20 protein-coding genes and 2 pseudogenes are annotated in these 24,426 nt (G+C 58.2%); 13 read left to right on the forward strand and 9 right to left on the reverse strand.

Annotated elements, in window-relative coordinates; all coding sequences use genetic code 11:
- Positions 1–319: 319 nt before the first annotated feature.
- The 3 genes from ACVWW1_RS32440 to ACVWW1_RS32450 form a co-directional block, all read right to left on the reverse strand.
- Positions 320–691, reverse strand: coding sequence for a hypothetical protein (locus tag ACVWW1_RS32440; RefSeq protein ID WP_456658676.1), 372 nt, complete (start codon positions 689–691; stop codon positions 320–322).
- Positions 692–762: 71 nt separating this feature from the next.
- The gene (locus ACVWW1_RS32445; RefSeq protein WP_456658677.1) at positions 763–2,145 is read right to left on the reverse strand and encodes a recombinase family protein; all 1,383 of its coding nucleotides are present in this window, start codon (positions 2,143–2,145) and stop codon (positions 763–765) included.
- Positions 2,142–2,588: a DUF2924 domain-containing protein gene (locus ACVWW1_RS32450; protein ID WP_456658678.1), complete on the reverse strand. Its 447-nt coding sequence runs from the start codon at positions 2,586–2,588 to the stop codon at positions 2,142–2,144. The genes ACVWW1_RS32445 and ACVWW1_RS32450 overlap by 4 nt, the downstream gene beginning before the upstream one ends.
- Positions 2,589–2,825: 237 nt before the next feature.
- Here ACVWW1_RS32450 and ACVWW1_RS32455 point away from each other — a divergent pair, with 237 nt between their 5' ends.
- The 3 genes from ACVWW1_RS32455 (at position 2,826) to ACVWW1_RS32465 (ending at position 5,114) form a co-directional block, all read left to right on the forward strand.
- Positions 2,826–3,725 carry a hypothetical protein gene (locus tag ACVWW1_RS32455; RefSeq protein ID WP_456658679.1) on the forward strand — a complete coding sequence of 300 codons (900 nt, stop codon included), beginning with the start codon at positions 2,826–2,828 and terminating at the stop codon, positions 3,723–3,725.
- Positions 3,726–3,866: 141 nt separating this feature from the next.
- The gene (locus ACVWW1_RS32460) at positions 3,867–4,064 is read left to right on the forward strand and encodes a helix-turn-helix transcriptional regulator (RefSeq protein WP_456658680.1); all 198 of its coding nucleotides are present in this window, start codon (positions 3,867–3,869) and stop codon (positions 4,062–4,064) included.
- 408 nt (positions 4,065–4,472) lie between these two features.
- On the forward strand, positions 4,473–5,114 hold the full coding sequence (locus tag ACVWW1_RS32465) for a hypothetical protein (RefSeq protein ID WP_456658681.1): 642 nt from the start codon (positions 4,473–4,475) through the stop codon (positions 5,112–5,114).
- 603 nt (positions 5,115–5,717) lie between these two features.
- On the opposite strand, the gene ACVWW1_RS32470 is transcribed toward ACVWW1_RS32465, so the two are convergent.
- Together ACVWW1_RS32470 and ACVWW1_RS32475 are read right to left on the reverse strand one after the other, a co-directional pair.
- The gene (locus ACVWW1_RS32470) at positions 5,718–6,707 is read right to left on the reverse strand and encodes a methyltransferase (RefSeq protein WP_456658682.1); all 990 of its coding nucleotides are present in this window, start codon (positions 6,705–6,707) and stop codon (positions 5,718–5,720) included.
- Positions 6,708–6,715: 8 nt separating this feature from the next.
- Positions 6,716–7,681 (reverse strand): tripartite tricarboxylate transporter substrate-binding protein, encoded by a 966-nt coding sequence (locus ACVWW1_RS32475; RefSeq protein WP_456658683.1) that lies wholly within the window; start codon positions 7,679–7,681, stop codon positions 6,716–6,718.
- Positions 7,682–7,810: 129 nt separating this feature from the next.
- Between ACVWW1_RS32475 and ACVWW1_RS32480 the strand changes: the two genes are divergently transcribed.
- The 3 genes from ACVWW1_RS32480 (at position 7,811) to ACVWW1_RS32490 (ending at position 10,153) form a co-directional block, all read left to right on the forward strand.
- Positions 7,811–8,752, forward strand: a complete 942-nt coding sequence (locus ACVWW1_RS32480; RefSeq protein ID WP_456658684.1) for a LysR family transcriptional regulator — start codon at positions 7,811–7,813, stop codon at positions 8,750–8,752.
- 286 nt (positions 8,753–9,038) lie between these two features.
- Positions 9,039–9,734, forward strand: a complete 696-nt coding sequence (locus tag ACVWW1_RS32485) for a CarD family transcriptional regulator (RefSeq protein ID WP_456658685.1) — start codon at positions 9,039–9,041, stop codon at positions 9,732–9,734.
- Positions 9,735–9,928: 194 nt separating this feature from the next.
- Positions 9,929–10,153, forward strand: a complete 225-nt coding sequence (locus ACVWW1_RS32490; protein ID WP_456658686.1) for a hypothetical protein — start codon at positions 9,929–9,931, stop codon at positions 10,151–10,153.
- A gap of 1,192 nt (positions 10,154–11,345) precedes the next feature.
- Here ACVWW1_RS32490 and ACVWW1_RS32495 read toward each other — a convergent pair.
- Complete coding sequence (locus tag ACVWW1_RS32495; protein WP_456658687.1) at positions 11,346–12,050, reverse strand: tetratricopeptide repeat protein; 705 nt, start codon at positions 12,048–12,050, stop codon at positions 11,346–11,348.
- A gap of 464 nt (positions 12,051–12,514) precedes the next feature.
- Here ACVWW1_RS32495 and ACVWW1_RS32500 point away from each other — a divergent pair.
- The 4 genes and pseudogenes from ACVWW1_RS32500 (at position 12,515) to ACVWW1_RS32515 (ending at position 17,338) form a co-directional block, all read left to right on the forward strand.
- Positions 12,515–13,634 (forward strand): annotated as a pseudogene (locus ACVWW1_RS32500) (SphA family protein).
- A gap of 368 nt (positions 13,635–14,002) precedes the next feature.
- A complete protein-coding gene (locus ACVWW1_RS32505) occupies positions 14,003–14,230 on the forward strand; it encodes a hypothetical protein (protein ID WP_456658688.1) in 228 nt (75 codons plus the stop codon).
- Positions 14,231–15,010: 780 nt separating this feature from the next.
- Positions 15,011–15,839 (forward strand): annotated as a pseudogene (locus ACVWW1_RS32510) (transposase); the annotation flags it as partial.
- A 743-nt stretch (positions 15,840–16,582) separates the two neighbouring features.
- Complete coding sequence (locus ACVWW1_RS32515) at positions 16,583–17,338, forward strand: bestrophin-like domain (protein ID WP_456658689.1); 756 nt, start codon at positions 16,583–16,585, stop codon at positions 17,336–17,338.
- A gap of 384 nt (positions 17,339–17,722) precedes the next feature.
- Here the strand turns inward: ACVWW1_RS32515 and ACVWW1_RS32520 are convergent, their stop codons facing one another.
- Entirely contained in the window at positions 17,723–18,628 is a 906-nt protein-coding gene (locus tag ACVWW1_RS32520; RefSeq protein ID WP_456658690.1) for a LysR family transcriptional regulator, read from the reverse strand.
- 111 nt (positions 18,629–18,739) lie between these two features.
- On the opposite strand from ACVWW1_RS32520, the gene ACVWW1_RS32525 reads away from it, so the two are divergent.
- Positions 18,740–19,636, forward strand: a complete 897-nt coding sequence (locus tag ACVWW1_RS32525) for a sterol desaturase family protein (RefSeq protein WP_456658691.1) — start codon at positions 18,740–18,742, stop codon at positions 19,634–19,636.
- A 290-nt stretch (positions 19,637–19,926) separates the two neighbouring features.
- On the opposite strand, the gene ACVWW1_RS32530 is transcribed toward ACVWW1_RS32525, so the two are convergent.
- A complete protein-coding gene (locus ACVWW1_RS32530) occupies positions 19,927–20,730 on the reverse strand; it encodes an LssY C-terminal domain-containing protein (protein ID WP_456658692.1) in 804 nt (267 codons plus the stop codon).
- Positions 20,731–21,396: 666 nt separating this feature from the next.
- On the opposite strand from ACVWW1_RS32530, the gene ACVWW1_RS32535 reads away from it, so the two are divergent.
- Positions 21,397–22,500 (forward strand): helix-turn-helix domain-containing protein, encoded by a 1,104-nt coding sequence (locus ACVWW1_RS32535; RefSeq protein ID WP_456658693.1) that lies wholly within the window; start codon positions 21,397–21,399, stop codon positions 22,498–22,500.
- Between the two features lie 317 nt (positions 22,501–22,817).
- Complete coding sequence (locus ACVWW1_RS32540; protein WP_456658694.1) at positions 22,818–23,816, forward strand: helix-turn-helix domain-containing protein; 999 nt, start codon at positions 22,818–22,820, stop codon at positions 23,814–23,816.
- A 56-nt stretch (positions 23,817–23,872) separates the two neighbouring features.
- On the opposite strand, the gene ACVWW1_RS32545 is transcribed toward ACVWW1_RS32540, so the two are convergent.
- Complete coding sequence (locus tag ACVWW1_RS32545; RefSeq protein ID WP_456658695.1) at positions 23,873–24,169, reverse strand: hypothetical protein; 297 nt, start codon at positions 24,167–24,169, stop codon at positions 23,873–23,875.
- Between the last annotated feature and the right edge of the window lie 257 nt (positions 24,170–24,426).

Genomic DNA, 24,426 nt, shown 5'->3' on the forward strand with positions numbered 1-24,426 from the left:
AGAGTGCGGCGGATGTAAAATTGGCCGTAACTCACACGCCCGGGACCCTTAGAATGCGGCGAACACTGCTGATCAATCCCTTCAATTTGCTCGCCGAAACACCAAGCCGGGATGCGGGCTCAGCTCAGAGGTCTACGCCAGTCTGCGCCGGCTGCGGTTCAGACGACATTGTTTGTCACGCAACCATCCAGTGGAGCAATGAAGCCCAAGACTGGCAATTGACCAGCACGTTTGGGCAGCCCGCGCAATGCAATCGCTGCAAATCCGCGTGCAGCATTGAATGGATCGCGGCAACCTAGCCGCGGGGCGTGTCTGTGGTCTAGGCGGCCTGACCATGAAAGAGAGTTTCTTGCTGGTTCCACTCGACGGGGAGCAGCTTAAGTAACCTCGCGAGATCAAGCCCGACCGGTTGCTGGCCATTGAGAATTGCTTCAGTGAGCACGGGCGAGAGAAGTGTCAATCTGAGCACGCGGCAAAGGTAGGATTCGTTGATCTTCTCGGCCTTTGCCAACTCGCGGACGGAAGCAAATCGGTTCGACTCAAGCATTCCACGCCATCGATGAGCGCGAGCAATCGCCTTGATCAAGGTATTGTCTACACGCGGTTCAGGCCGTGACCAAACGTGCGATTCGGACGGAGTCACCACACGCTTGCGGCCTCCTTGGCGACGCAGCGCAATCGGTATGCTCACGACGACAGTGCGGCCGTCCCGGCTCAATTTCGGGAGGCTAGGTTGGCCCACGGTGATAGAAGCTGATCGGATCATTCGGCGGCTTGCAAAGTTGGTTTTGGGCTGAGTTGATGGGCGAGGGAGGTCAAGCCCTCGATCTTGAGAGTGATATCCAGCTTGTCCGGTCGGAGATCGGCACGCTCAACGAGCAACTCAACGATTCGGGCTTGCTCCGCTGGAAAGAGCTCGTTCCAAAGCTCGTCGAACCCTAGGAGCGCGGTGCGGACATCACTCTCGTTGAGATCCTTGCGCAACTTGCGTGCCGCGCGCCAGGTCTGAACGATGACCTCTGGCGTCTGGAGCAGGAGGCGAACTTGGTCGATAACGATGCGTTCGATCTCGGCAGCAGGAACCATCCTGACCGGGCAGTCCGACCTGCCCTGTTTGAGCGCGGTCTGGCTGATGTAGTAGCGGTAAAGGCGCCCGGATTTCCGGGTGTGAGTCGGCGTCATGGCGGCGCCATCGGGGGCGAAAAGGAGGCCTCTCAGCAATGCGGGCGATTGGGCACGAGCATTGTTTGCCCGCTTGCGGGGGCTTTCCTTCAGGATGCCGTGGACCTGGTCCCAGAGCTTGCGATCAATAATCGCCTCATGCTCGCCAGGGTAAGACGTACCTTTGTGGACGGCTTCGCCGATATAGACCCGATTGTGCAGGATCTTATACAAAATGCCCTTGTCTAGCGGTTGGCCATAGCGGTTTTTCTCGCCTGCCGCGATGAGCTCGCGCGCTACCAGTGTTGCGGACTTAAGTTGAACGAAGCGACGGAAGATCGATCGCACCCGTTCAGCATCCACCTCATTGATCAGCAGCTTGCGATCGCGGACCTCGTAGCCGAGGGGCGTCCAGCCACCCATCCATTTGCCACGCTTGCGGGACGCCGCGACCTTGTCGCGGATACGCTCCCCGATTACTTCCCGCTCAAACTGCGCAAACGTGATCAAGATGTTCAGCGCCATGCGGCCCATGGCGTCCTTCGTATTGAACGACTGGGTCACGGAGACGAACGTGACACCGTGTTGCTCGAACAGTTCGACAAGCTGGAGGAAGTCGAGCATCGAGCGAGAGAGGCGGTCGATCTTGTAGACCACGATGACGTCGATCTTGCCGGCCTTGATGTCGGCCAGGAGCCGTTTGAGGGCAGGGCGTTCAAGCGTGCCGCCAGAGAAACCCCCATCGTCGTAGCGGTCCGGCGCCGGTGTCCAGCCTTCAGCCCTCTGGCTGGTAATGTAGGCCTCGCAGGACTCCCGCTGCGCATCGAGCGAGTTGAAATCCATATCGAGGCCTTCCTCGCTGGACTTGCGGGTGTAGACAGCGCAGCGGACCTTACGATCTGCTCCCGCACGGCCGGACGTGCCTTCATCGAACGGATTGGCTAGGCGCTTCTCGCCGCTTCGGAGGCGGTGACGCAGGCTCATTTGCGGTCCTGGGTGTTCTTGAGGCCGAAGAAAATCCAACCGTTCCAGTTGGTCCCGGTAATCTCACGAGCAACTGAGGATAGCGATTTGTAGGGGCGGCCCAGATACTCGAAATCGTTGGCGCGGACGGTCACGCAATACTCCACGTCCTGCCATTCCCGGATCAGCTTGGTTCCGGCGATTGGCCGCAAGGCGGGCCTGACTTTGCGCTCGGCCGGCCCCTGGTTGGCATATTGCTTGGCCAGGGCCTTCAGACGCTCCTGGGTCTCGCGGCTTAAGCCGCCATAAGCCAACTCCTGGATGCGGTAGGCTAGGCGGCTTTCCAGGAATCGCCTGTTGTAGGCAGGCGGCTCGGTGTCGAAGAGCTCACGCCAGCGGGCTTTCAACGCCGGAGCCGAGGCTCCCTTAAGGGCCGCAAGCTGGGCCAAAACGCTGTTTTTCACGGGGTCATCTCCTTACTGTTTTGCCGGACATGACCCTCAACGACTGCCCCACAGTCGAGCGGATTTTCGCCGCTGCAGCGCGATAAATGACTGGACTTCCGCTCCAGAAGACGCTGAAGGCCGGCGGCCAGGAGCGAGGCTAATTCGGCCAAGTCTTCTTGATTGCGATGATGAGCTTCCGGTTGCATGACCGGCAAGCTGCATTCCGTCGAAAGCGCGCGCTAGATCGATTTTGGATTGCAGCAACTGGTGGGCGTCAAACGTGACGCATCGCAAACGGTCGCCGTGGATATTTGCAGATTTGCCTGTCTCGAGGACGATCAGTTGCTTTTAATTGCGGCCAAGCCCCGAATCACTGAGGCATCGATGTCAGAAAAGCAGCAAAGAATACCGCTCAACGAAGTGAAAGAGTTAAGCTATTCGGTAGAGGACGGGCCAGTGGTCGTTAGCACAAGGACCCGCGGCTTCCTGTTGGACGTCGACGTCAGGGACCTGAAAGACACGCTGCATAAGCGTATTTTTAAGCCAAGCGGGAGAACGGCGTTGGACGCTCTCGCCAAACGACTGCGTACTCATTTGGATACGAAAGATTTGCCGACTGACAAATCGCTCATCACGCCGATCGAACGTGATTGGGGGTACGTGCCTGAGGAGCATGGGATCGTTGCTGACGAAGACCTCTGGCTTGGCATAGCTCGTGATTGCACGCAGCCCTTGAGCGAAGATCGCTTAGCCGCCGAACTTCTACATGCAATAGTGCGTTTGCTCACGAGATTTAACGACGACGACCTGAGTGATATATTTCGCGCGATGTACATGTACCGCCTGCACTCAGCGGCCGGTGAAATCAACGAGTTGGCTGTCGAGGGAAAGGCTTCTAGGGACAACAGAGCAAAAGGGTCGCAAGCCAAGAAATCGAAGGGAGAATTGCAGCGTCAATTGATCTTGTCGATTGCACGAGAATTCTGGAATCAGAATCCGAAGCTGAACGGCCAAAATCGCAATACCGCAAAAAAGATCGAAAAAGCCGTAAACGACGAACGGAAGAAGCAAGGGATTGGTCGCGAGCCTCTCGCCGTGAAGACCATCTCTGACCAATTGCGCCTGGCTTTGAGAGAGGCCGGCGCCCAGCCGTAACGGCTTCTCTGAATTCGCCAGTTCGGACGTACACGCATTCCGAATTGTCCAGTTCGGACGTACAGCTGGTTGGATCAGGCTCGCCGGCTGGTTACCCCTTGAAGCGCTGAAACGTATTTGATCGCGCTCCAGGAGGTTCCGATGACTATCCCCGAGTTTGGCAACATCGCCCTGCTCAATGAGAAGCAGGCCGCGCGCTTGCTCTCAATCTCATTTCGAACGCTGCAAGCTTGGCGGAGAACAGGCGCCGGTCCATCCTTCATTAAGCTGGGGCGCGCAGTCCGTTATCGGCCACAAGATCTCCTCGAGTGGGCCGACGGACATCGTCGGGCGGGTTAGTCCGACTAGCCACCATGACAGCAGGATCCAAGAATCCCGATCTGTTTGATCGAGCGAGCCCCTCCTGCGCGCTTACTCCGATCGCACAAGAGCTCGAGGCCTACTTCGAACGCGGAGGTTCGATCGATGGTGCAGTGCCATTCGTCGCGGCTCTCGAGCGCGCTAACAAGCGAGCGCATTCTGTTCGGAGGCAAGATCAAGGGCGTGGCTGCCGATTGCCAGCCAAATGGCACCCGACGTCAAGTGAACTGCAATTCGCCTTAGAGCGCGGTTTGAGCCACGAGCGTGCGCTGGCTGAAGCCGAAAAATTCACGAACTACTGGACAGCTAAGGTGGGCACTGGCGCGACGAAGCGCGACTGGAGTGCCACTTGGCGAAATTGGATCATTGCAGCCGCGGAGCGCATCTATGCCCGTCCTTCCTATCCCGCTTCCCAACGTTCGCAAACTGGATCGGATGCCATCTTGGCCGGAATGGGTCGACTTGCGCGTGCGATCGATGAAAGACGAGTGCCAACGATCGCTGGTGGACGGGAAGTACAGGACGCTGCCGACGCTCCCCGTCAACTTGGTTTTGACCCAAGATCAGAGAGAGGTGATTGAGCGTTATGTCTCCGACGTGAATGCTCTCTGCCAGCAGACCCCGGCTCAGCACGAAGTTTGGGAGCGGGCTACGCTGGCCAAGATCACAGCGCTGCTCATGGGCCAATTTCGCAATGCCCGGCTTACGGCTGTAGAGGCCGAAATAGCCGGGAAGCATTATCTTCTGGCCCTTAGCGATGTGCCGTCATGGGCAGTCGAAATTGCGGTCGATAGCTGGAGCAGCGGCTTCTGCGGAAACAATGAACATGGCGAACCGTACGATTGCGGATGGCGGCCTGTTCCCTTCGTGCTGAAGAAGATTGCTATCAATGTGACCTACCCTCTGTACGCGCAAACGCGAACGCTGCGCCGACTTCTTGTGGCCGAGCCGATCATCGAGTTTAGCGAGGAGCACCGCGCCAGCATGAGAGCTAGGGTCGCCGGCCTGTTACCTTCGGCGCGCGTTTAATTCGTTTGTATTGAGTTCGTATGCGCTGGTCGGTTAACGGCGGCGGCGCATATTGATAGCCTACCGTGGGATGCAGCCAAAGCAAAGCCCGGCCTCGAGCGTGAGGGCGGCTGCCGGCGAGATGATGATCGCCGCAAGTAGACGCGACCTGTGCAGCACCATCGCATGCACGGGGTCCGATAGCGACGGGCCTGGCTCCGCCGAGCATGATCGCTGAGGACGTGGGAAGCATCTCGGCGCGAAAGCGTTGGGATTGCTCGCCTATGTCCTCCGCAACAAACCATCACCACCGAACATTCGAGCGTGTTCTGATCGCATGAGCTCGGAACGTTGGAGGAGTTAGGTGGGTCGATGCGGCTGAAGTCGGACGATCGTTCGCTTGACCAGGGTGGGGTCGAAAGTCTACGAGCGTTTCTCGCCGACCGGTCTTGCTGGTTCGCACGCAAATGTTCGGAAATAAAAACAAAAAGCCCACTTGGGCTAAGTCGGAGGAATCTGCTCGTGCCGTTCGCCGGGGCGCGAGGGCTTTGATCGAAAGCGCCCGTCATAGAGAAACATTGACTGTCGCATTCCAAGTCTCAACAAAGCCGCGACTCGGTCAGATTAAATCGGCCGGCGCGGAGAACCGCGATGGCACGGAATCCCATTCTCGGTCAGGAGCCGATAATATTCCCTTTCGGTCCGTTCCCGTCCACCTGGACCGCGCAGCATGTTTAAATCGCTCATCGCGCACGACCTGCCCGCGTCATCGGTACCGGGCAATTCCGGCATCGCACGTTCGACTAATAGCAGTCTGCCGTTTCGGGGAAGCGCTTTGCGGCAGTTTCCCAAAATGATGCGGCTGCGCTCATCATCCCAGTCGTGAATAATGCTTTTCAAGATGATCGCATCGGCCACTGCAGGCACCGCGTGAAAGAAATCGCCTGCAACAAAGTCGACGCGGTCGGAGATTCCGAGGTGCCCGAAGTGCTGGTTGGCGGCGTCGGCGCACCTCGGCAGATCGAAAACCGTTCCGTTGATATTCGAGTATTCTCTCGCCACGGCGCCCATGAGTTCCCCGGAGCCGCCTCCGACATCCATCAAGTGGGAGATCGTGCCAAAGTCGTAGGCTTGCAACAGATCGTGCGTAACCAGCCGCGTCAGGTCTGTCATCGCTTCATTGAATATCCGCACATCCTCTGGCGTGCGCGCCATCAGATCGAAATTGTCGTCGACGTCTTGGAGTTGGGCAGCCGTCTTCCCCGACATGATCGAATCTAGAAGACCCTCCCACCTTCTGATCAGCATGGAGCCTTCAAAGATGACCCAGTTCTTGAACGATCGTTCAGCAGCACCGTCGAGCCCGACCCCCAGTTCGTTTAGCAAGTAGCGGCCTTCGCCGACGCGAGAGCAAATGCCGACGGTCGAGAGAGCGACGAGCAAGCGCGCCAGTGCGTCCCGGTCCGCGTGGGTTCGACTCGCGAGTTCTTCGACAGTTCGCGGTCCGTCGCGCAGCAATTCGGCAAGGCCCAACCTGGCGGCGACATAGATCACAGCCGTCACACGGTGCGATTGAACAAGGTCCAACAACTGTTCGGGGGGATTGGTGGTCATGTGCCGCCCTAGTCTTCGATCGGGAATCCTGACGCCCTGACGATCGGTCCCCAGCGTTCGAACTCGGCGCGCTGGATATGTTTAAGTTCGTCCGATGTCGTTCCTGTTGGCTCGCACCCCATGGCATGAATCTTTGCGCGCATTTCGGGATCGCTCCCGATTGCAATGATCTCCTTTCCCAGGCGCTCAATGAACTGACGCGTGGAATGGGCAGGCGCATAGAATGCGAACCACCCGGCCGCGTCGATATCGATCCCGCTCTCCTTCAGAGTTGCGGTCTGGAGCAGGAAGGAAGATCGCGCAGCGGCTGCGGTGGCGATGATGCGTATGCCACCGCCCCCATATTGCTCCAGGAGTTCGGAAAGAAACGCCATATACATCGGGACCCGGCCGGCCAGCACATCCGGGAGGGCAGCAGGCGTACCCCTATAGGGGGTGTGGCGCAGGTTTAGGCCTGTGATCCGGCCAAACTCGCCGCAGATGAAATGAGGTGCTGTACCTGCTCCCGGCGAGCCGTACACGGCCTGTTCGGGATTGGCCTTCATCCAGTCGATGAGTTCGTGCACCGAATAGATGGGCAGCTTCGCGCTGACCGCCAGAGCCAGATCGACCGTCATCACCTGTGAAAGTGGCACAAAGTCGCGCTCTGCATCATATCCCAGGCTCCTGAAGAGATGCGGCTGAAGTGTGAATTGTGAAGCGGAAGCAAACAGCACTGCCTCCTCTCCCGGTGCGGCATTCTTGACCGCCTGAGCGCCGATGCGCCCGCCAGCGCCAGCAAGGTTCTCCACAATCGCCACCTTGCCGAGCCTGGTATGAAGCCGCTCGGCAAACAGCCGGGCGATCGAATCTCCCGACCCACCAGGCGCGAATGGAAACACGATCTTCAGCGGCTGGTCGGCAGCAATAACGGGTAGCGGAAGAGCCAGAGCCGAAAACCCGGCCAGTATGGCGCGACGCGAGTAAAACTGCACGGCGTTCTCCATGTGCTTGGGACAGCAATGCGATGATCCGGCCGACTTTCCATCTCGCTATTCTGAAGCAACAACGCTATAACCCGAAATTGCATTTTCGGATCGGGCTATAACGTGAGGTGAATACCCATGCAGTGGCACGACCGCATCGGCCGACGCCTGCGCCTCAAGGATCTGCACACGCTGCAGACCGTCGCAGAGGTCGGCAGCATGGCCAAGGCGTCTCGCCGTCTCGGTCTATCGCAGCCGGCGATTTCCAAAGCTATCGCCGATATGGAGCATGCCGTCGGAGCTACGCTGCTGGATCGCACTTCGCGCGGAGCTGAGCTCACTGAGTGCGGTCGCCTTCTCGTCGATCGCACGCGCGTCGTTTTCGACGAAATAAAGCTAGGTGTTAGCGACATCGTGCAAAGGTCAGATCCAGCGCAAGGGCTCGTTGCGATCGGTACAACCGAGCCGGTCACCGCCATCGTTACAGAAATTATCGGACATCTCGTCCGCAGATATCCAGGCATCAGGTATCATATCACGATAGGTGATCGGGATGCCCTTGAGCATGCTCTGCGCCAGAGAATGCTTGATCTGGCCATAACGCGCTGGGCGCCGTTGCCGGTCGCTGATGATTTGTCCGCGGAGGTGCTGTTTAGATCCTCCCTTGCGGTGATGGCGGAGCGACGGCATCCGCTCCTGCGATCGAGGAAGAAGTTGAAGCTCGCAGAACTTATGCAAGAGCAATGGACGCTCTCGCCGCCCGATTCCTTTTTGGGGCGTACCGGCCTCGAGCTATTTCGGCGGCATAACCTGCCGCTTCCGCCAACGACCGTCACCACGATTTCAATCTACATGCGGTTGAATCTGTTGGCGAGCAGCCGGTTTATTACCCTATTGCCGATGCAGATACTCAGAATGCGATCGAGTAGCGCATGGCTGCGCGCGCTGAACGTCGATCTTGGCGATACTTCGGCCCCGATAGCCTCAATCACCCTGAAGGGACGACGGACCGGAGGCGCCGTCAAATTATTCCAAGAGGCCAGCCGGGAGGTCTGTAAGGCGCTGGTTGGAGTGAGCTGATGGTCCGAGCGGACTGTTCATAAGCGGACCTGACGAGTTTATGAGTACGCGCCCCAGGTAGATTGGCCCTTCATTTTTTAGAAGTCTTGCGGAGCAAGAACTATCGCCCGCAGCAGATCTCTGAAGCTGCCCCCGGGCGTCGCTCTTTTGACCCAAATGAGCTTCGTTGATTCCTCGATAGGGAACAAGTTGCCAAGAAACCACAGCCATCGAAGGGAATGTGAGTTGACCGTATTTCTCGTGGCGACGCGCGTGCTCGCGGCCTATTGGTGAGGGACTGCAATCAATGATTTTAAGTCCAGCATTTCGTTCTGACGTTCTGATCACAGCGGGAAATGGCAATGGAGCCAATTTCCCGAGCCGCGGGGCAAATCGCGAGATGAATTTTAGCAGTCAATCGCCGTCCAATCGTTTGGACTCTGCGCATTCCATACCGGTAACCTCCGTCGATCAAACCAGTGGGAACCGTTGCATCGAGACGCGCTTTGGATTCAAGGCAACTGATCTGATCGTGTACCCGGCTCACGGCGTCGGCCAAATTGTCGCGATCGAGGAACAGGCGGTGGCAGGAGCTCAGCTTGAGTTCTTTGTCGTTTATTTTGCGAAGAGCAAGATGACGCTACGAGTTCCTACAAGAAAAGCGGCGAGCGTCGGGATGCGTGAGCTTTCCGATCCAGCTGCCATCCAGCACGCGCGAAGTATCCTCAGTCAAGCGCCTCGCAAAGCGCGAGGTAATTGGTCCCGGCTTGCTCAGGAATATGAGAGCAAGATCAAGTCTGGAGATATTCTCGCGATCGCAGAAGCGATGCGCGATCTCTATCGGCCGGAGTTCAATTCCAGCCAAAGCTACAGCGAACGACAGCTTTATACGTCTGCACTCGAGCGCCTGTCGGGAGAGATTGCCGTTGTCGACGGCGTCACCGAAGCCGCGGCGGTCAGAGAGCTTGAAAGTCTTATGACTGAGGCAAGGCGAAGCGCCTAAACCTGCTACGCACGCGCTATCTCTGTGAGGGCTGGAAACTCGACGAACCGGCGGCCGAGCAGGCGCTCGCATATTGTCAGAAATTCGCTGAGGGCGGCTCGGCGCCTGACGAAGAGCAGGAAGCAACTGCAATCAATTTCTTTAGTCGTCATGGCGTCTCTCTCGACCGGATATTCCGAGGCGATGTCAATTCGATGATGTGCGAATTGGCGAGCTATTCACACCGAGCAAAGTTGATTGCTTATGGCATCGGCTCCGAATCCAAAATCGAGCAAGTCCTCTATCGAGGGCTTGCTCGCGCCTGCCTGCTCATGTCGGGGAAATGCGGTTTCCCGAGGGAGGCAAGAGCATCCGCCGCCGCTAGCCAGCCAAGTAAAAAGCTCGGTGATTTCGCCCACGACATGCTCGGTGGGCTGTGAGGCATCCAGGACAGGAGCGCTTCGACTGGTTGATGGGGGTGGGGGGTGGGTGTTTCCTCAGGGGAACGTTGCTCGCGGACCGGCCTCACTCTCATTCAGGGATTTTTTTCGAGTCGATGGGATTTTGCGCCCCGCTCTCAACGGGGCAGCAGCTGTTCCTTCGAAAACGATTGATATCTGAATCGCTTACGAAGGGCCCGGGGCTGATGAACCGGGCGTCGCTGGTACGAAGCGGTGTTTATTTTCAGATGACGAGACATACTAATTTGCAAAGACGAATCACGTCAATTCGCCGCTGCAGCCGGTCAGCAACCAATGGCCATTTAGTCCCAGCAGGCCTCTAGACCCACTGTGCAACCTATTGTCAGCGCCGACCTATGCAGAGGCGATGCATGGGAGGACCAGGCAGCTGGTCCTGTCCATCATCTACACCGTCGGCAGCGCCGAGCCGCAGCCGAAACGGAACGACTTACTTTGTTGGCTCGGTGATCGTGGTGCCGTGGCGCGCGTTCCGTCGCTCCTCGCGTCCTGTGCGCCGCTCCTGACGCCGCTCTGCGCGTCCCGTGCGGCGTTCCTGCGTCCGCTTCGCCGTTCCTGTCGCCGCTCGGCGCCAGACTTCGCCGTGTACCCGGTGAGAGGGCTTTTTGGTCGGGCGCGGACAGGCGACGTTACGAGGCGACGGCATCATGGCATGAACCACACTTGGTAGGTCACTTTTGAGGTCCCGCCAGATGGCACGCTGTTAAAACGGCGACATCCGCGCCTAACCAAGACGTTTCTCACGGCTGAAGCCCAAACCGCCACTCCTCCCGCCACCCCGCGACGCCGCCCACGGGATTGCCCCCGGCGTTATGCCGAACCGCCGCGCGCGCCACCGGATCGAGGCCGTAGCACGACACGGCCGGGCGGGTAACCTGACGGTAGGTCAGCTCATTGAGAAAGAGCGGACGTCGGTCGGCTTGACCGCCATGGGCGGCTTTTGACCGAAGCGAAATACGCTGTGCCGCATCAAGCTTTATTCCGTCAGCGCTGCTTGAGTTTGCGACCGCCGCAAACCGAACGTGCAACGTCGCTGATCGCACTTTTGCGACATGCCGATGAACCTTCCGGACGTCTTTCGTCGGAAACAGACCGGAAGTGTTTGGCGCGATCAAGACTGCACTTTTTACCGGTACATCAGCACTGCAACCCGCTAACGAGAAGGTGGCTGCGTAGCCGGCTTCCAGTCGCGCGCGAGCCGCTGCGCTTCGGCAATCTGAGCTGGGGTCATCCTCCGTTCGGCCATTCCTAAAGTCTCGACCGCTTTTTGTTCACCCTGTGCCGCCGATAGACTGAACCACATGTGAGCACGAACATAATCCTGCGGCACACCCCGGCCTTCCGCGTACATGATCCCGAGAAAGAGTTTGGCTTTGGAATGGCCTTGCTCCGCAGCCTTCTGATACCAGATCATCGCCTCACTAGAGTCTTGCCGTACGCCTTTTCCGAATGCGTATTGGTTCCCAAGCAAAAACTCGGCGAGAGCGTCACCTTGTTCTGCAGCCTTCCGAAACCACATTACTGCCTCGGTCTCGTCCTGCGCCATGCCTCGGCCATCGCGACATAGGACTCCAAGATTGGTTTGGGCGAGGACGAAGCCTTGCTCCGCAGATTTCCGAAACCATTGCGCTGCCGCGGTATCGTCCTGTTGCACGCCCAGACCAGACACATACATTAACCCTAGATTGTACTGCGCTGTAGCGTCGCCATCATTGGCCAGCGGACGAATAAGACGCAGCGCCTTTGCGTAGTCGCCTCGGGCATGCGCCTCAACCGCATCCTCGAACGTGCCAGCGGCCACAGGCGCGGCAAAGGCAGACACTAGAACGATGGCGGCGAAAGCGCGCTTGAGTTTCATGGTCTGGCGACCTTGCTCATGGCTGGGCTCGATCAACATAAGCCGTCGTGAAATGCTAGCTCGATGAGACGCAAAGCTTATCCGAAAGCGGAAACACAGTCTCGTAAGCGAAAGCACGAGATGGACTTCCCTATTGGCTCGTTCCACTACCAAACGCCGGGTGGGCGACGCGGTGGGCTCGGAAGGCGTCGTCGAAATCGAAAACGTCCGGCAGTTATTGTCGGATCAGATAGACTTGCGGCAGAGAAACAGAGCCGTTGGCACAAACTGCATACTTTTTGCGGATAAAATACCTGTCATTTCCGGCTATCCCCTTTGTAGCGCCTGTGGCTGATGGGCCGCAGTCTCCAACTCTTTTTTGGCAAACCTGTCCTCGCTGAATTTACGTGGTGAGCCCCACCTGTTCCAGGATTACAGTGTCCCCCGAGTTGTAATCGGAGGCGACACACCTTACGAGGAGCAATATGACAGCGGGAATTGCATTGGCAGCGGCGAAAAGCGGGCGGCCCATCTCAGCACATCGACGAAGACTTGGCGTTGCTGCAGTCGTCTTGGCGCCCGCGATCACGTTTTTTTCCCAGTGTGCGTTGGCCGATGAAAGCGGCATTAGCTTCTGGATCCCTGGTCTCTTTGGAAGCCTCGCGGCCACACCGCAACAGCCGGGCTGGTCATGGGCGAATATCTACTACCACACCTCTGTATCCGCCGGGCGCCGACGTCGCGCGGGCGCGCGAATTCACGCTCGGTAGGGTTCCGGCCAACGTTACTGTCAACGCAAATCTGAATTTGAGTGTCAACGCCACCGGCGATCTTGGCTTTGTGCTCCCGAGCTATGTATTTGCAACGCCAGTGCTCGGCGGCCAGGCGTCGGTGTCCCTCCTGGCAGCGTATGGCGTCGTCGGCACCAGCCTGGCGGGGACTTTGTCCGGCGTGGCCACGGGCCCGTTCGGCAACACCGTTCCCTTCGCGCGGTCCGACACCATCAGCGACGCGACATGGGGCTTCGGGGATTTGGCGCCGCAATTCGCATTGCGCTGGAACGCCGGCGTGCACAACTACATGACCTATATCACCGGCGACATCCCGGTTGGCGCTTACCAATCCGATCGCTTGTCGAATCTGGGTATCGGACACGGCGCGATCGACGCCGGCGGCGGCTACACCTATTTCAACCCGCAGACCGGACACGAATTCTCCGGGGTGCTCGGCTTCACCTACAATTTCAAGAATACTGCGACGCAGTATCAAAACGGCGTCGACATGCATTTCGACTGGGGCGCATCGCAATTCCTGTCGAAGCAGGTCATGGTTGGCCTCGTAGGCTATGTCTACAAGGAACTCGGCTGCGACAGCGGTTCAGGCGACCGTGTCGGCTGCTTCCAATCCCAGGTGGTTGGGGTCGGTCCCCAGATCGGGTTTCTTTTTCCGGTCGGCGACATGCAGGGCTATCTCAATTTTAAGGCTTACGGAGAGTTCGCTGCGGAAAACCGGCCATCAGGTTGGAATACCTGGGTGACCTTCTCAATCTCGCCGCCCACGCCCGGAGCGCCTCCGACGACAAAGCCGATCGTCAGAAAATATTAGGATCAACCAACCCGCCGGTCCACCGAACCGCCAAATTTGCTGAGCCGCGCCTACGAGGCGATCGAACGACGTCGCCGATCGCTGCGATGCTTGAGTCCGTTTTTGACCCCTTTTGCGAATTAGCGGCCCGATGCTGATTATGTCCGACAACGGGTGTAACCACGAAGCTATCGGGGACGGACGCAACTGGCCCACAACGAACATAAAGACCTCGCAACAAGCACTCGAAGCCAGCCCCTATCAATGCGCTCAGTTGACCTGATACGGTGGCCCGCCCGAGGGCGATATGCAATGGCGGGAATTTCTTGGCGTCGTTGATGGTGCGGTGGTCGGGGGCCGCACGCCATGCACGCACAGGAGGGCCTATAATGAAGACATTTGCTGCTTTTGTCGCGGTCGCAACGATTGCCGGTTCGTTCGCCGCGACGCCCGCAAGCGCACAGCGTGGCGTCGCCGCTCCGGGCCGCTATTACGAGCCCGTCCCTTACGGAGCAGGTCGCGGGCCATACGACGATTTTGGCAGTTGCGAATGGGTGACACAGCGCTTCTGGGACGGCCATGGCTGGCGGGTCCGCCGCGTGCGAGTATGCGGCTGATCCGCAATTGCGGCGAGATCGGACGACTCGTAGCAACCCCCGACAGTCGAGCGAAGGCCATCGAAATGTCCGGGACCGCCACGCGCAGGCCGACGAAGACTGCAATGATCTTGGCTTTTTGCCAAAGTCCGACACTTCCTTTTTCGATCACGCTGTATCGTGGATTGGCTACGAAAGTGGTTTGCCCCTTAGGAGGATAAAATGAAGTGGGGATCAATCGCGCTGTGGGCGTCGCTAGTAATTGGGTTCTTGGCTGGAAGTACTGGAACCGGGAGTGCCGTAGTTTACTGCCAATACGGTGGCTATCCTGCCAATTGCGTCGTACGGCCCGGAGCCGTAGTCGCAACAAGCCATGAGCCTTACAGAATTCCACCTTCAATTGATGCTCGCACGCGCGGCCTTATTAGGCAGGACTTATTCGATCGGAATAACCGGAACAACCTGCGATCGGATTGGCCCAGTCCGCCTGCTCAACCGGGCCAGTTCTGAAAAGTAGCGCTACGGCGCAGTCGTGGCTTTGCGAGTGGCCGCAGACCGCCAAATTCGCGCCCGTTTCACACGAAAAAAGTTCGGAAATAAAAACAAAAAGCCCACTTGCATTAAAGTCGCAGAAATCTGCTTGATGTTAAGTCTTCCCCGAAACGCGAGGCATCGGGACGATCGGCTTCTGGGCCCTAGACGCGCATCGCCACCCTCGAGTTTAAGTCGGCTTTTGACCCTGGCTGTGTGAAAACGCCGCTGCTTTGCTATGATTTACTCGTGATTCTGCCGGGGAAGCTGATGAGGCGCTTCGTTGAGCAGGCGGATCGTGGGCAGTGGACGCTATTGCCCGAATGCCTCGATGATTTCATTGACGAGAACAACCCTGTTCGCGTGACGACGTGTTTGTCGATGCGCTCGATTTGGCTGAGATGAGCTTTGGGGGGGAGCCAGCAGCGACTGGTCGGCCATCGTACCACCCCTCGATCTCCTCAAGCTTTACATTTACGGCTATCTGAACCGGGTGCAGTCAAGCCGGGGACTCGAACGCGAAGCCGGACGCAATGTCGAAGTCATGTGGCTGCTGGGTCGGCTCACACCTGATCACAAGACAATCTCAGACTTCCGCAAAGACAATAGCCTGGCGCTGCGCAGGGTATGTGCTCGGTTCGTCGAGCTCCGCCGCGAGATGGGCCTCCTCGCGACGGCGAGCGTCGCCATCGATGGCAGCAAGTTCAAGGCCGTGAACAACCGCGACAGGAACTTCACACGGGCGAAGGTGGAACGACGGCGTGCCCAGCTGTAGGAGAGCATCTCGCGCTATTTGAGCCAACTTGACACGGCCGACCGGCAAGAGCCGACGGAGGCACTGGCCGCGAAGGCGACGAGGCTTGCCGAGAAACTGACGAAGCTAAAGGAGGAAATGGGGAAGCTTGCCGCTTACGAGAAGCAGATGCTTGCTTCGCCTGACCAGCAAATCTCACTGACCGATCCCGACAGCCGTTCGATGGCGACGAGCGGGCGCGGTTCCGGCGTCGTTGGCTACAATGTGCAGGTCGCCGTAGATACCGAGCACCATCTGATTGTGACACATGAGGTGACGAACAGCGGCTCGGATCGGGCTCAGCTGGTGCGAAGCGGTGTTTATTTTCAGAGAACGAGACATAGTACTTGCAAGGACGTAACGCGCAATTCGCGCTGCAGACGATCAGCAACTTATGGCCGTTTAGTCATGGTAGACCTCTAGACCCACTGTGCAAACTCTTGTCAGCGTCGACCTATGCAGAGGCGAGCATGGGATGAGGGCCACGCAGCTGTCGGCAGCGCCGAGCCGCAGCCGAAACGGAAGGCTTACTTTGTGGGTTCGGTGATCGTGGTGCCGTGGCGCGCGTTCCGTCGCTTCTCGCGTCCCGTGCGTCGCTCTTGAGGTCGCTATGGGCGTCCTTGCGGCGTTCCTGCGTCCGCTTCGCCGTTCCTGTCGCCGCTCTGTGCAAGACTTCGCCGTGTCCTTGGGCCGGCGTCGCGAGGGTGGCGGGAGTAGAGGTGGTTTGGGCTTTAGCCGGTGAGACCGTCGGAGCCGCAGCAGGAACGACAAGCCCAAATGCAGGCGCGTCTCCAAAGAAAGCGAGCGCGCTGCGACGAAAGACGCTTTCGGCTCCGCAGTGCCGGTCTAGCCACGCTTGGTGCAAGTGGACAGAATGGCAATGGCAGCAGGAAGCCTCATGACCATATAGGGTCAACGTGTCACTCTTTCACGGTTGGATAACGGTCAAAGGCGATCCGATTTGCGGCTGGTCTGGTCGTCTTGCGCTCAGACGGCGTAAACGTGTCACGATGACAAACGGCTAGACAGCTCGCAGTCGAGGGCACAACATGGAAAGCTTGGCGCATTATCCTTTTTTTGTGTTCGTACTTACTTTCATTTTCCTGTCGATTGCCACGATAGCGGGTGCCTCCTTGCACAAGCGATACCCAACTGTCACGGCAGATCATAAAGACGATTTGGGCATCATTCTTGCGGCCACACTGACACTCTTGGCGCTGATCATAGGCTTCAGCTTCGCCATGGCCACGAACCGCTACGATGAGCGCAAGAGGCTTGAAGAAGCGGAGGCCAGCGCGACCCGTACTGAAATAGCGCGAGCCGAATTGTTGCAGCCAGTAGAGGCCGAGAAAGTACGCAAGCTGCTGAGAGAATATCTTGATCAGCGCATATTGTTCTATGACATCAGGGACATTTCGCGACGAGCGCAGATAGCTCAGCGCACCAGCCAACTGGAGGACGATCTCTGGGTACCCATCCGCGAAGCTGCGGCGGCGCAGCCAACGCCTGTGGTCGCCCTCATAGTCGCCGGCATGAATGATGTGTTTAAGGCTCAGGGCGACGCTCAGGCAGCCGACTGGAACCGAATTCCTATTGCTGCATGGCTCTTAATGGCAGCAATCGCTTTGTGCTGCACAGTGTTGTTGGGCTATCGTGCGCGTACTTCTATGCGACTGGCTCTCGTCCTTCCGCTCGTGGTCGCAATCTCCTTCTTTTTGATCGCCGATATCGACGCCCCACGTCACGGTCTCATTCATGTCGGTCCGGAAAACTTAAAGAGTGTGGCCCTTGGGCATACGCAGTAGACGATGGTCCGCGCGGTATTGCATCCCATCGGTGTCGGGGTCCCTCTGAGGCGCAGCAACGTGCGGGGAGGGCGCGACGAAACCTGCGCGTATTTGTAAAAGATGCATCGCACCGAAATTTCATGGAGATCGAAAGGGTACGGCGGGCCAGATGGCCAGCCAATAAACACAGATCGGCTGGGACTGATCGGTTTGTGGTGCTTGCTCGATTCGGACTTCCATACCGCGGTCGATCATTCGCAGGCGCAGTCGGCCAAGAGCGGTCTTGAATTTTCAATGAGAGCTCCAGCCTCTCGTTTCTCACCGGCTACCGCTCCGTCCTGACACCGGTCCTGATATTGCAAAAACATCTGCACCGAACCATGCGCCGGTGCTGTAAACCGCCTACACGTTGATCTCGCCCGCGGCCCGCACAATCGCTGAGATGGCTGCTTTAGCTGCCGGCGACGAGGTTCTCCCTCGCAAACGCACAATGCCCGTGGTCGATGTCGGCGATTGCCAGCCGTGCACGATAAGTCGGACGAGCCTCCCGGATTCCAGCTCCTCCCCCACCGCCGCGGTCGTCGCACCCAGAACGGTATCCGTGGTGAGCGCGACCGTCTTGAGCATGCCATAGTTGTCGCACTCGAGCGCAATGGTGGCCTCCTGGCCCTCAGGCAGGCCCAGCAGGGCGGCTAGTTCCACCTTTGAGGGACTCAGTAGCTTAGGCACCGCGAGACCGTACGCCCAGATTTCCTGCAGCGTGTGCTCGCGGCCGGCCAGCGGATGGCCTGCTCGCACGTAGAGGTGGGCCGGTTGCCCTCCGATCAGCTGGATATCCAGCGCGGCGTCCCTAGGCATGTCGCGCACATCCGCGGCGAAGAACTCAATGTTCTCGGAACGCAGGCTCTCCAGCAACTGCATCCAGTTGCCGACCTCCATGCGCAGCGCCACCTGTGGATACTCGCGGCGCAGCGCCACAAGCGCGCGTGGCATTAGGGTGATCGTCAGCAGCGGTCCGACACCGAAGGGCGTGTCGCCGAGCTGGCCGTCGCGGTAAAGATCTATGTCGCGCTGCAGGCAACGTGCTTCGAACAGGAGCTTGCGCGCTCGCTCGATGACGAATTTGCCGGCTGGGGTGGGACGCACGTCACCAACTTCGCGGTCGAACAGGCGAATACCCAGGTCGCTCTCAATGGCTTGAATGCTGCGGCTGAAGGCCGGCTGGCTGAGGTGGGCTGCTTCGGCGGCGCGGGCGAAGTGCAGAGTGTCCGCAAGGGCAACGACGTGGCTGAGGCGGCGCAGGTCCATGGCATTGCTCTCCATGCATTAAAACAATGCGAAGTATGCATTGGACGCATTACGGCGCCAACTACTAAGACTATTCTCACAATCCAGAACATGAGAGCGGAGACGCCCCACATGAGTTCGCAACTGCAATACCTCCTGATCGGCGCCTGCATCCTAGGCTTTGCGGCCATGGAGCTCATTACCCGGCGCTACCAGGCCGCCGTGCGCGGCACCGCGACAGCCAACGACGCTTGGCTCGAGGTGCTGATGTTCGTCAGTCTGTTAGCCATCACCCAGCCGATCGCACTGCTGGGCAGCAACGCCTTGTGCAACTGGCTCATGCCCGCGCAGCACAACGCCTGGTCCAACCTACCGTGGTGGGCCATGACCGGCTTGCTGCTGATCGGCGATGACCTCACGCAGTACCTCTGGCACCGCGCCTCGCACACGCCGCTGCTGTGGCCGCTGCACCGCGCGCACCACAGCGCGGCCTACATGAGCGTGCGCATTACCTACCGCAACAACTTCTTCTATTACCTAATGATGCCGGGCCTGTGGATCGGCGGCGTGGCGGTATACCTTGGTTTCGGCCCGGTCTACGCGGCGTACTTAGTGATCAAGCTGGCGGTCATCCTGGGTGCGCACTGCGCCTGGGCGTGGGACGCGCCGCTGTACCGCATACGCGCGCTGCATCCGCTGATGTGGGTGCTGGAGCGCACCATCTCCACACCGGCCACGCACTGGGCGCACCACGCTCTTACCAACGAAGATGGCATCGGCCACTACAAGGGCAACTTCGGCAACCTGCTGTTCTTCTGGGATGTGCTGTTCGGCACGGCGCATATCACGCGCAAATATCCGGCCAAGATCGGCCTGCAGGACGACATTCTTTTTGGCCCGGAGCGCTGGACGACGCAGATGTTCTACCCACTAATCCACTCCAAGCGCGAGCATTCGGCGCTGCGCCCCGGCGGCTATGGCTTCACCGAAGCCGACCTACAGACCGAAGCTAAAGAGAAGGCTGCTTGAGCGACCGCGCCAGACTGCTGGTTTGCTCCCGCCCGTGTGGGTAGCGCAATCGAGGCGCAACAGCAGACGTTCGCGATGCCTCGGAAGGAACTGAAATGCGTAAGCATCTAGTCCGTGAGCGGGCCTATTTGCCACGCAGAGATGACCGGAATGGAAACCATCGTGAGGCGGAGCACGGCGGTTGTGCCGGTCTTCATCCGTATCGTACAGGTCTCCATCAGAGGCAAGAGAGTCTTCGAGCGTTAGCGCCCGCGTTGCCAGGATCGCCCCCTGCCGAAGCCGCGACAGCGTCACTGGGCGAATTGCCTGCTGATTCCGTGCCAGGCTTGATCTTTGAGGGCAATCAGGGTCGGAGGCGGCAATTCAGTTGGTGGTTGGGTTCTCCTGACACCGTTCACGACCAGGCGGGCGACGTCGATTTCTCCATCTGTGTAATAGGCGTCGCCTTCTCCATTTCGACCGAAGAGGGTCGGTCCTATTCCGGAAATCTGGAAAAACGCCTCGACCATGCCAGCCACCTTCAGATCATGCATCAGCAGGTCACGTTCAGCATCAATATCCGGTCCGATATGATGGGTGACTTGGCCCGTGTCGTGGCTTAGTCCGACACCGCGATCGAAGGTGATCGACCCGAGCCAAACTGGGCGACCATCTGTACCTTTTTCAAGAACCTGCCACAGCCGGACATGGTGCCGCCGATCGGCGCTCCTACCGTCTGGCTTCTCGAAAGCAAGCTGTTCCTCTTTCCCTTGATAGTAGAGCGGACTAACGGGCGCGTCCCGGTATGGGCGGTCAAGCATGACGCTGCCGATGATTTCGATGCTCGTTCTCAACGTGATCGGATCGGCGGGAAACCATTCAGCGGCATTCATGGCGCGAATGATGTCTTCCTTGCCGCCGACAAGCCCGACGTTTAGAGCGTCGCCGGGAATGCCGGCAGAGGTACGTGTCACCATGGGCAGATTCGTCAAATCTGGCTCATGCTCATGATGGCTCCACATCGCGGGCAACACGAGGTAGGCCGATATGAAATAGACGACTGGCACGGCCCCGAGAGTGATCAGCCAACGACGGCGTTTTGCGGATCGTTTCATTTGAAGCCATCCCCGCTATTGCTAACAAAAGGCGCCTTGGCGCGACCCAAGCCAGGGAGTTAGGTAAACGTTGCCTCCCAGTGCGGATGGCGCGCTACCGATCGTATGAGGCATTTTCAATCAATCGAATATGCAGAAGCGGCCGGATTGCAGAAGATTCCGGGATGGCACCCCGCTCTTTCGGGCGCTTGATGTCAATTTCATCGACGACAAATCAGCCAAGCCCGCCGAGATCAAGAATTCCATCCGCCGCCCTATTCGGTCGCCCCGCATGCAACTCCGTTGGCGATTTGTTGAAATACAGAGGTCTCGATGCCGTTTTGGACACGGCTACCCTAGGGTGGACCTGGTCGAAGTGAGAAGGATTAGAAGGCGATCTTCCCGGCCGTCAGATTCTTGATTGTGAGAGGAAGGCGCAATGCGATGAAAATCGTCAGTACCCAAGAGCCCGTCTCTTTTGCTTTGCACACGCATAGGTTTTGTGTCAGGTTCCTGACCTATTAAGGAACTGTTTTTCCCTGATTGAAGACCACCACTATCTATTGCAGTCCAGGCCATGACGGATCAGGCCTTTCGTCCCCGGAGCGAAACGCCAACGACCTCTTATAGAATTTGGACGCCGCTCTCGCGCGGCAAACAATTTTCCAGTTCGGCAAGGAGTGTGGGATGCCCTTCACCAACTCTTTCGTCTTTTCCGATCCATTGCCGTATCAGGCAGCTCTGCGCGTCTTCGATTTGGAAGTCATTCCCACGTGCACGGGTAAGTTTCGGGCAGAGTTAACGCAAATCGATTTGGAAAAGCTGCGGATGGAGCGCGGCCATGAAAATCTGCCGCACGTCGTCGCTGGGTCCGCCAAGCCCGGTCGCAAAACGATTACGTTCCTCACCGGGGAGCAGGTGATGGTATACTGCGGTCATGAAGTCTTGCTGGGTGATATTATCATCCTGAGGACAGGTTCCCAACATCAACGAAACAGGGCGAACCACCACTGGGGATCGATGTCTCTGACGCACGACGACTTCGCGGCGGCTTACGCGGCCACAACCGGTCGCGAAAACTCGGAAGCAACTCTCAAGCTTGTTGTGCGACCGAATTCTGACCTCATGTCGCGACTGTTGATGGCGCATGAGATGGTTGGACAAATGGCGGAGATGACCCCCGATGTGCTCGCGATACCTGAGGTGTCGCGTGCTCTCGAACAACAACTGATCCAATTGATGATGAGATGCCTGGACGAAAGCGCGTCGTCAGAAGTGACGGCCGGTAGTCACCGCCATGGTCTGATCGTCGCGCGGCTCGAGGGCTTCCTGCAAGAGAATCCCAAACGGCCGCTGTATTTGATGGAGATTTGCACCGCGATAGGTGTCGCAGAGCGAACACTCCGGGCCGCCTGCCAAGAGCATCTGGGAATGGGCCCGATCCGCTATCTTTATTTGCGAAGAATGCACCTGGTGCGCCGTGCGCTCTTGGGCGCGGATCCCTCGACCGTTACCGTCACGCGGATTGCGACCGACCACGGCTTCTGGGAGCTTGGCCGATTCTCAGTTTCTTATCGCAACGTGTTTGGCGAGTGTCCCTCGGAAACGTTGCGTCAGGGTGCGAAAGACAGGCCCGGAGTGTTGAAGCGGCCTTCGCAGCTGGCTGCGCGTCAACCACCGCTAGGCCCTTCGAGGGCGGCTTTATCTGCCCCGAGTCGCCATTTTCGCACAATCGAAATCGCTCGGCCCAGCTCAACTCATGCGCAGACTAATCATAAAGCGTCGGCTTAACGGACAAACTGAGCTGGGCGAATGGACCAGGCCAATCTGATCGGAAGCTGTTCGGGGTTTGAGCGATCAACTGAGCGTTGTCTTACAATAACGTGGTCGTTTGTGGCGTTGCGCGGCACATTGATGTTGCCTGCATTGTGAGCAGCCGCATGCCTGGTGGGAGCTTTGCCGAAATATGATCGTCAGGAGCACCGTGTAAAAATACAAAGCATGGCGAGCACGCCTATCTTGGTCGTCGAAGAAGCGAAAGCACATCTATCAACGCATGCGTTGCACCAAGCATCAGGCGAAGCGGACGAGAATCGGGAGGAATGAAAATGCCTTCGAGCCAGATTTTCGCGTTTAGAGATCCGTTCCTCTATCAGGCGGCTATTCGAGCTGCGGATTGGGAGATATTCCCGACGACCAAAGGAGAATTCCGCGCGGAGTTGACGCAGATCAATTTGAACAAACTCTGGATGCAGCGTCTCCACGAAACACTACCGCAAGTCCAGGTCGGCACCGTCAGACCGGGACGCAAAGTGATTGGCTTCCTCACCGACGTACATCAGCGAGATATTCAACATCGCGGCGCGAACATTTCGCCTTGTGAGATAGTTACTAACTCCGATGTGATGCATATAAAAAGCGCGGGCAACAGCCGCTGTGGCGGAATGTCTCTGACTGATGATGATTTTGATGCAGCGTGCCAAGCGCTCATGGGCGGCAAGTATGAACCTTCTCCGTACAAGCACGTCGTTCGGCCCAACCCTTACTTGATGACGCGATTGCAGACGTTGCATGAGATCATCGGGCAAATGGCTAAGGCGACACCCGACATTCTAGAGCTGACCGAAGTGGCTCGTTCCCTGGAGCAGCAACTAGTCCACTTGATGGTCAGGTGCCTAACAGAGGGCGAGCAGCCCGAGATAAGCGGCGGCGGTCGTCGTCACAATATAATTGTTTTGCGGTTAGAAGAGCTTTTGGAAGCAAACCACGACCGGCCGCTGTACCTGACAGAAATCTGCGCTGCTCTTAATACAGCGGAGCGGACGCTCCGTGTCGCCTGCGTGGAGCATCTGGGAATGGGGCCGATCCGTTATCTCTCCCTGCGACGAATGCATCTGGTACGCCGCGCACTATTGCGCGCAGATCCTGTGATGACGACCGTCACGCGGGTAGCTACCGATCACGGCTTCTGGGAGCTGGGCCGATTTTCAGTTTCTTATCGAAACTTGTTTGGGGAGTCTCCCTCGGAAACGTTGCGCAGGCCGGTGCAGGATAAGCCCGAACTGCTCAGGCGCCCATCGTCGCTCGCTGGCGTTACCTACCAGTAGACGCTTGATCGAGCGCCGCGATGGATTGAGCTGCCGTTTTCGCATAGTCGATATTGCTAGGTCCGGCTTGGATGGTGCTGCACAGCACGGGCTCCAAACCCCGTTGTCAGCGTTCCATCGATGGTCGCGGCCGACCGACCGAATAGTCCGATAACACCGACCGCCAGTTGGCCGCCGAGAACCGGGGTACCGAATGTATAGGTCGGGTTAAGCAGCACGAGATCCGTTTGCGCGTTCAAACTGGCATTGAAGCTGACATTGACCGTCGGCGAAAATCCGCGGATCTGAATCTCTCTTGCCGCGGCGACCGCACCGGAAGCCGCCCCACTGGTGTGATAGTAGACCGTTCCCATGGCCCAGCCCGGCGCCGCCTGCGGGACTGCTGACCTACCGGGCAGCCAGAACGAAATGCCGCTTTCGTCCGCAAGTGAAGCTTCGGGAAAAAAGAATGAGCACCGCGCCGATTGCGCTGGGCAGCGAGAGCCAAAGGTGCCTTGCACTTCGCCGATCGGGCTGCATCCGCGTGGCCTCATAGTACTCTCGTGCAAAGACTATCCTAAGTTTTGGGAGAGGCTATGCGAAACGGCGAAAACCGTAACTCTTCCGCTCG

The organism is Bradyrhizobium sp. JR3.5 (assembly GCF_054057015.1).

Coding starts and splice junctions, on each gene's coding strand:
- ACVWW1_RS32445 (WP_456658677.1), bottom strand. CDS start 2,145: ATGAGCCTGCGTCACCGCCTCCGAAGCGGCGAGAAGCGCCTAGCCAAT.
- ACVWW1_RS32460 (WP_456658680.1), top strand. CDS start 3,867: ATGACTATCCCCGAGTTTGGCAACATCGCCCTGCTCAATGAGAAGCAG.
- ACVWW1_RS32465 (WP_456658681.1), top strand. CDS start 4,473: ATGCCCGTCCTTCCTATCCCGCTTCCCAACGTTCGCAAACTGGATCGG.
- ACVWW1_RS32470 (WP_456658682.1), bottom strand. CDS start 6,707: ATGACCACCAATCCCCCCGAACAGTTGTTGGACCTTGTTCAATCGCAC.
- ACVWW1_RS32480 (WP_456658684.1), top strand. CDS start 7,811: ATGCAGTGGCACGACCGCATCGGCCGACGCCTGCGCCTCAAGGATCTG.
- ACVWW1_RS32485 (WP_456658685.1), top strand. CDS start 9,039: ATGATTTTAAGTCCAGCATTTCGTTCTGACGTTCTGATCACAGCGGGA.
- ACVWW1_RS32490 (WP_456658686.1), top strand. CDS start 9,929: ATGATGTGCGAATTGGCGAGCTATTCACACCGAGCAAAGTTGATTGCT.
- ACVWW1_RS32495 (WP_456658687.1), bottom strand. CDS start 12,050: ATGAAACTCAAGCGCGCTTTCGCCGCCATCGTTCTAGTGTCTGCCTTT.
- ACVWW1_RS32505 (WP_456658688.1), top strand. CDS start 14,003: ATGAAGACATTTGCTGCTTTTGTCGCGGTCGCAACGATTGCCGGTTCG.
- ACVWW1_RS32515 (WP_456658689.1), top strand. CDS start 16,583: ATGGAAAGCTTGGCGCATTATCCTTTTTTTGTGTTCGTACTTACTTTC.
- ACVWW1_RS32520 (WP_456658690.1), bottom strand. CDS start 18,628: ATGGACCTGCGCCGCCTCAGCCACGTCGTTGCCCTTGCGGACACTCTG.
- ACVWW1_RS32525 (WP_456658691.1), top strand. CDS start 18,740: ATGAGTTCGCAACTGCAATACCTCCTGATCGGCGCCTGCATCCTAGGC.
- ACVWW1_RS32530 (WP_456658692.1), bottom strand. CDS start 20,730: ATGAAACGATCCGCAAAACGCCGTCGTTGGCTGATCACTCTCGGGGCC.
- ACVWW1_RS32535 (WP_456658693.1), top strand. CDS start 21,397: ATGCCCTTCACCAACTCTTTCGTCTTTTCCGATCCATTGCCGTATCAG.
- ACVWW1_RS32540 (WP_456658694.1), top strand. CDS start 22,818: ATGCCTTCGAGCCAGATTTTCGCGTTTAGAGATCCGTTCCTCTATCAG.
- ACVWW1_RS32545 (WP_456658695.1), bottom strand. CDS start 24,169: ATGGGAACGGTCTACTATCACACCAGTGGGGCGGCTTCCGGTGCGGTC.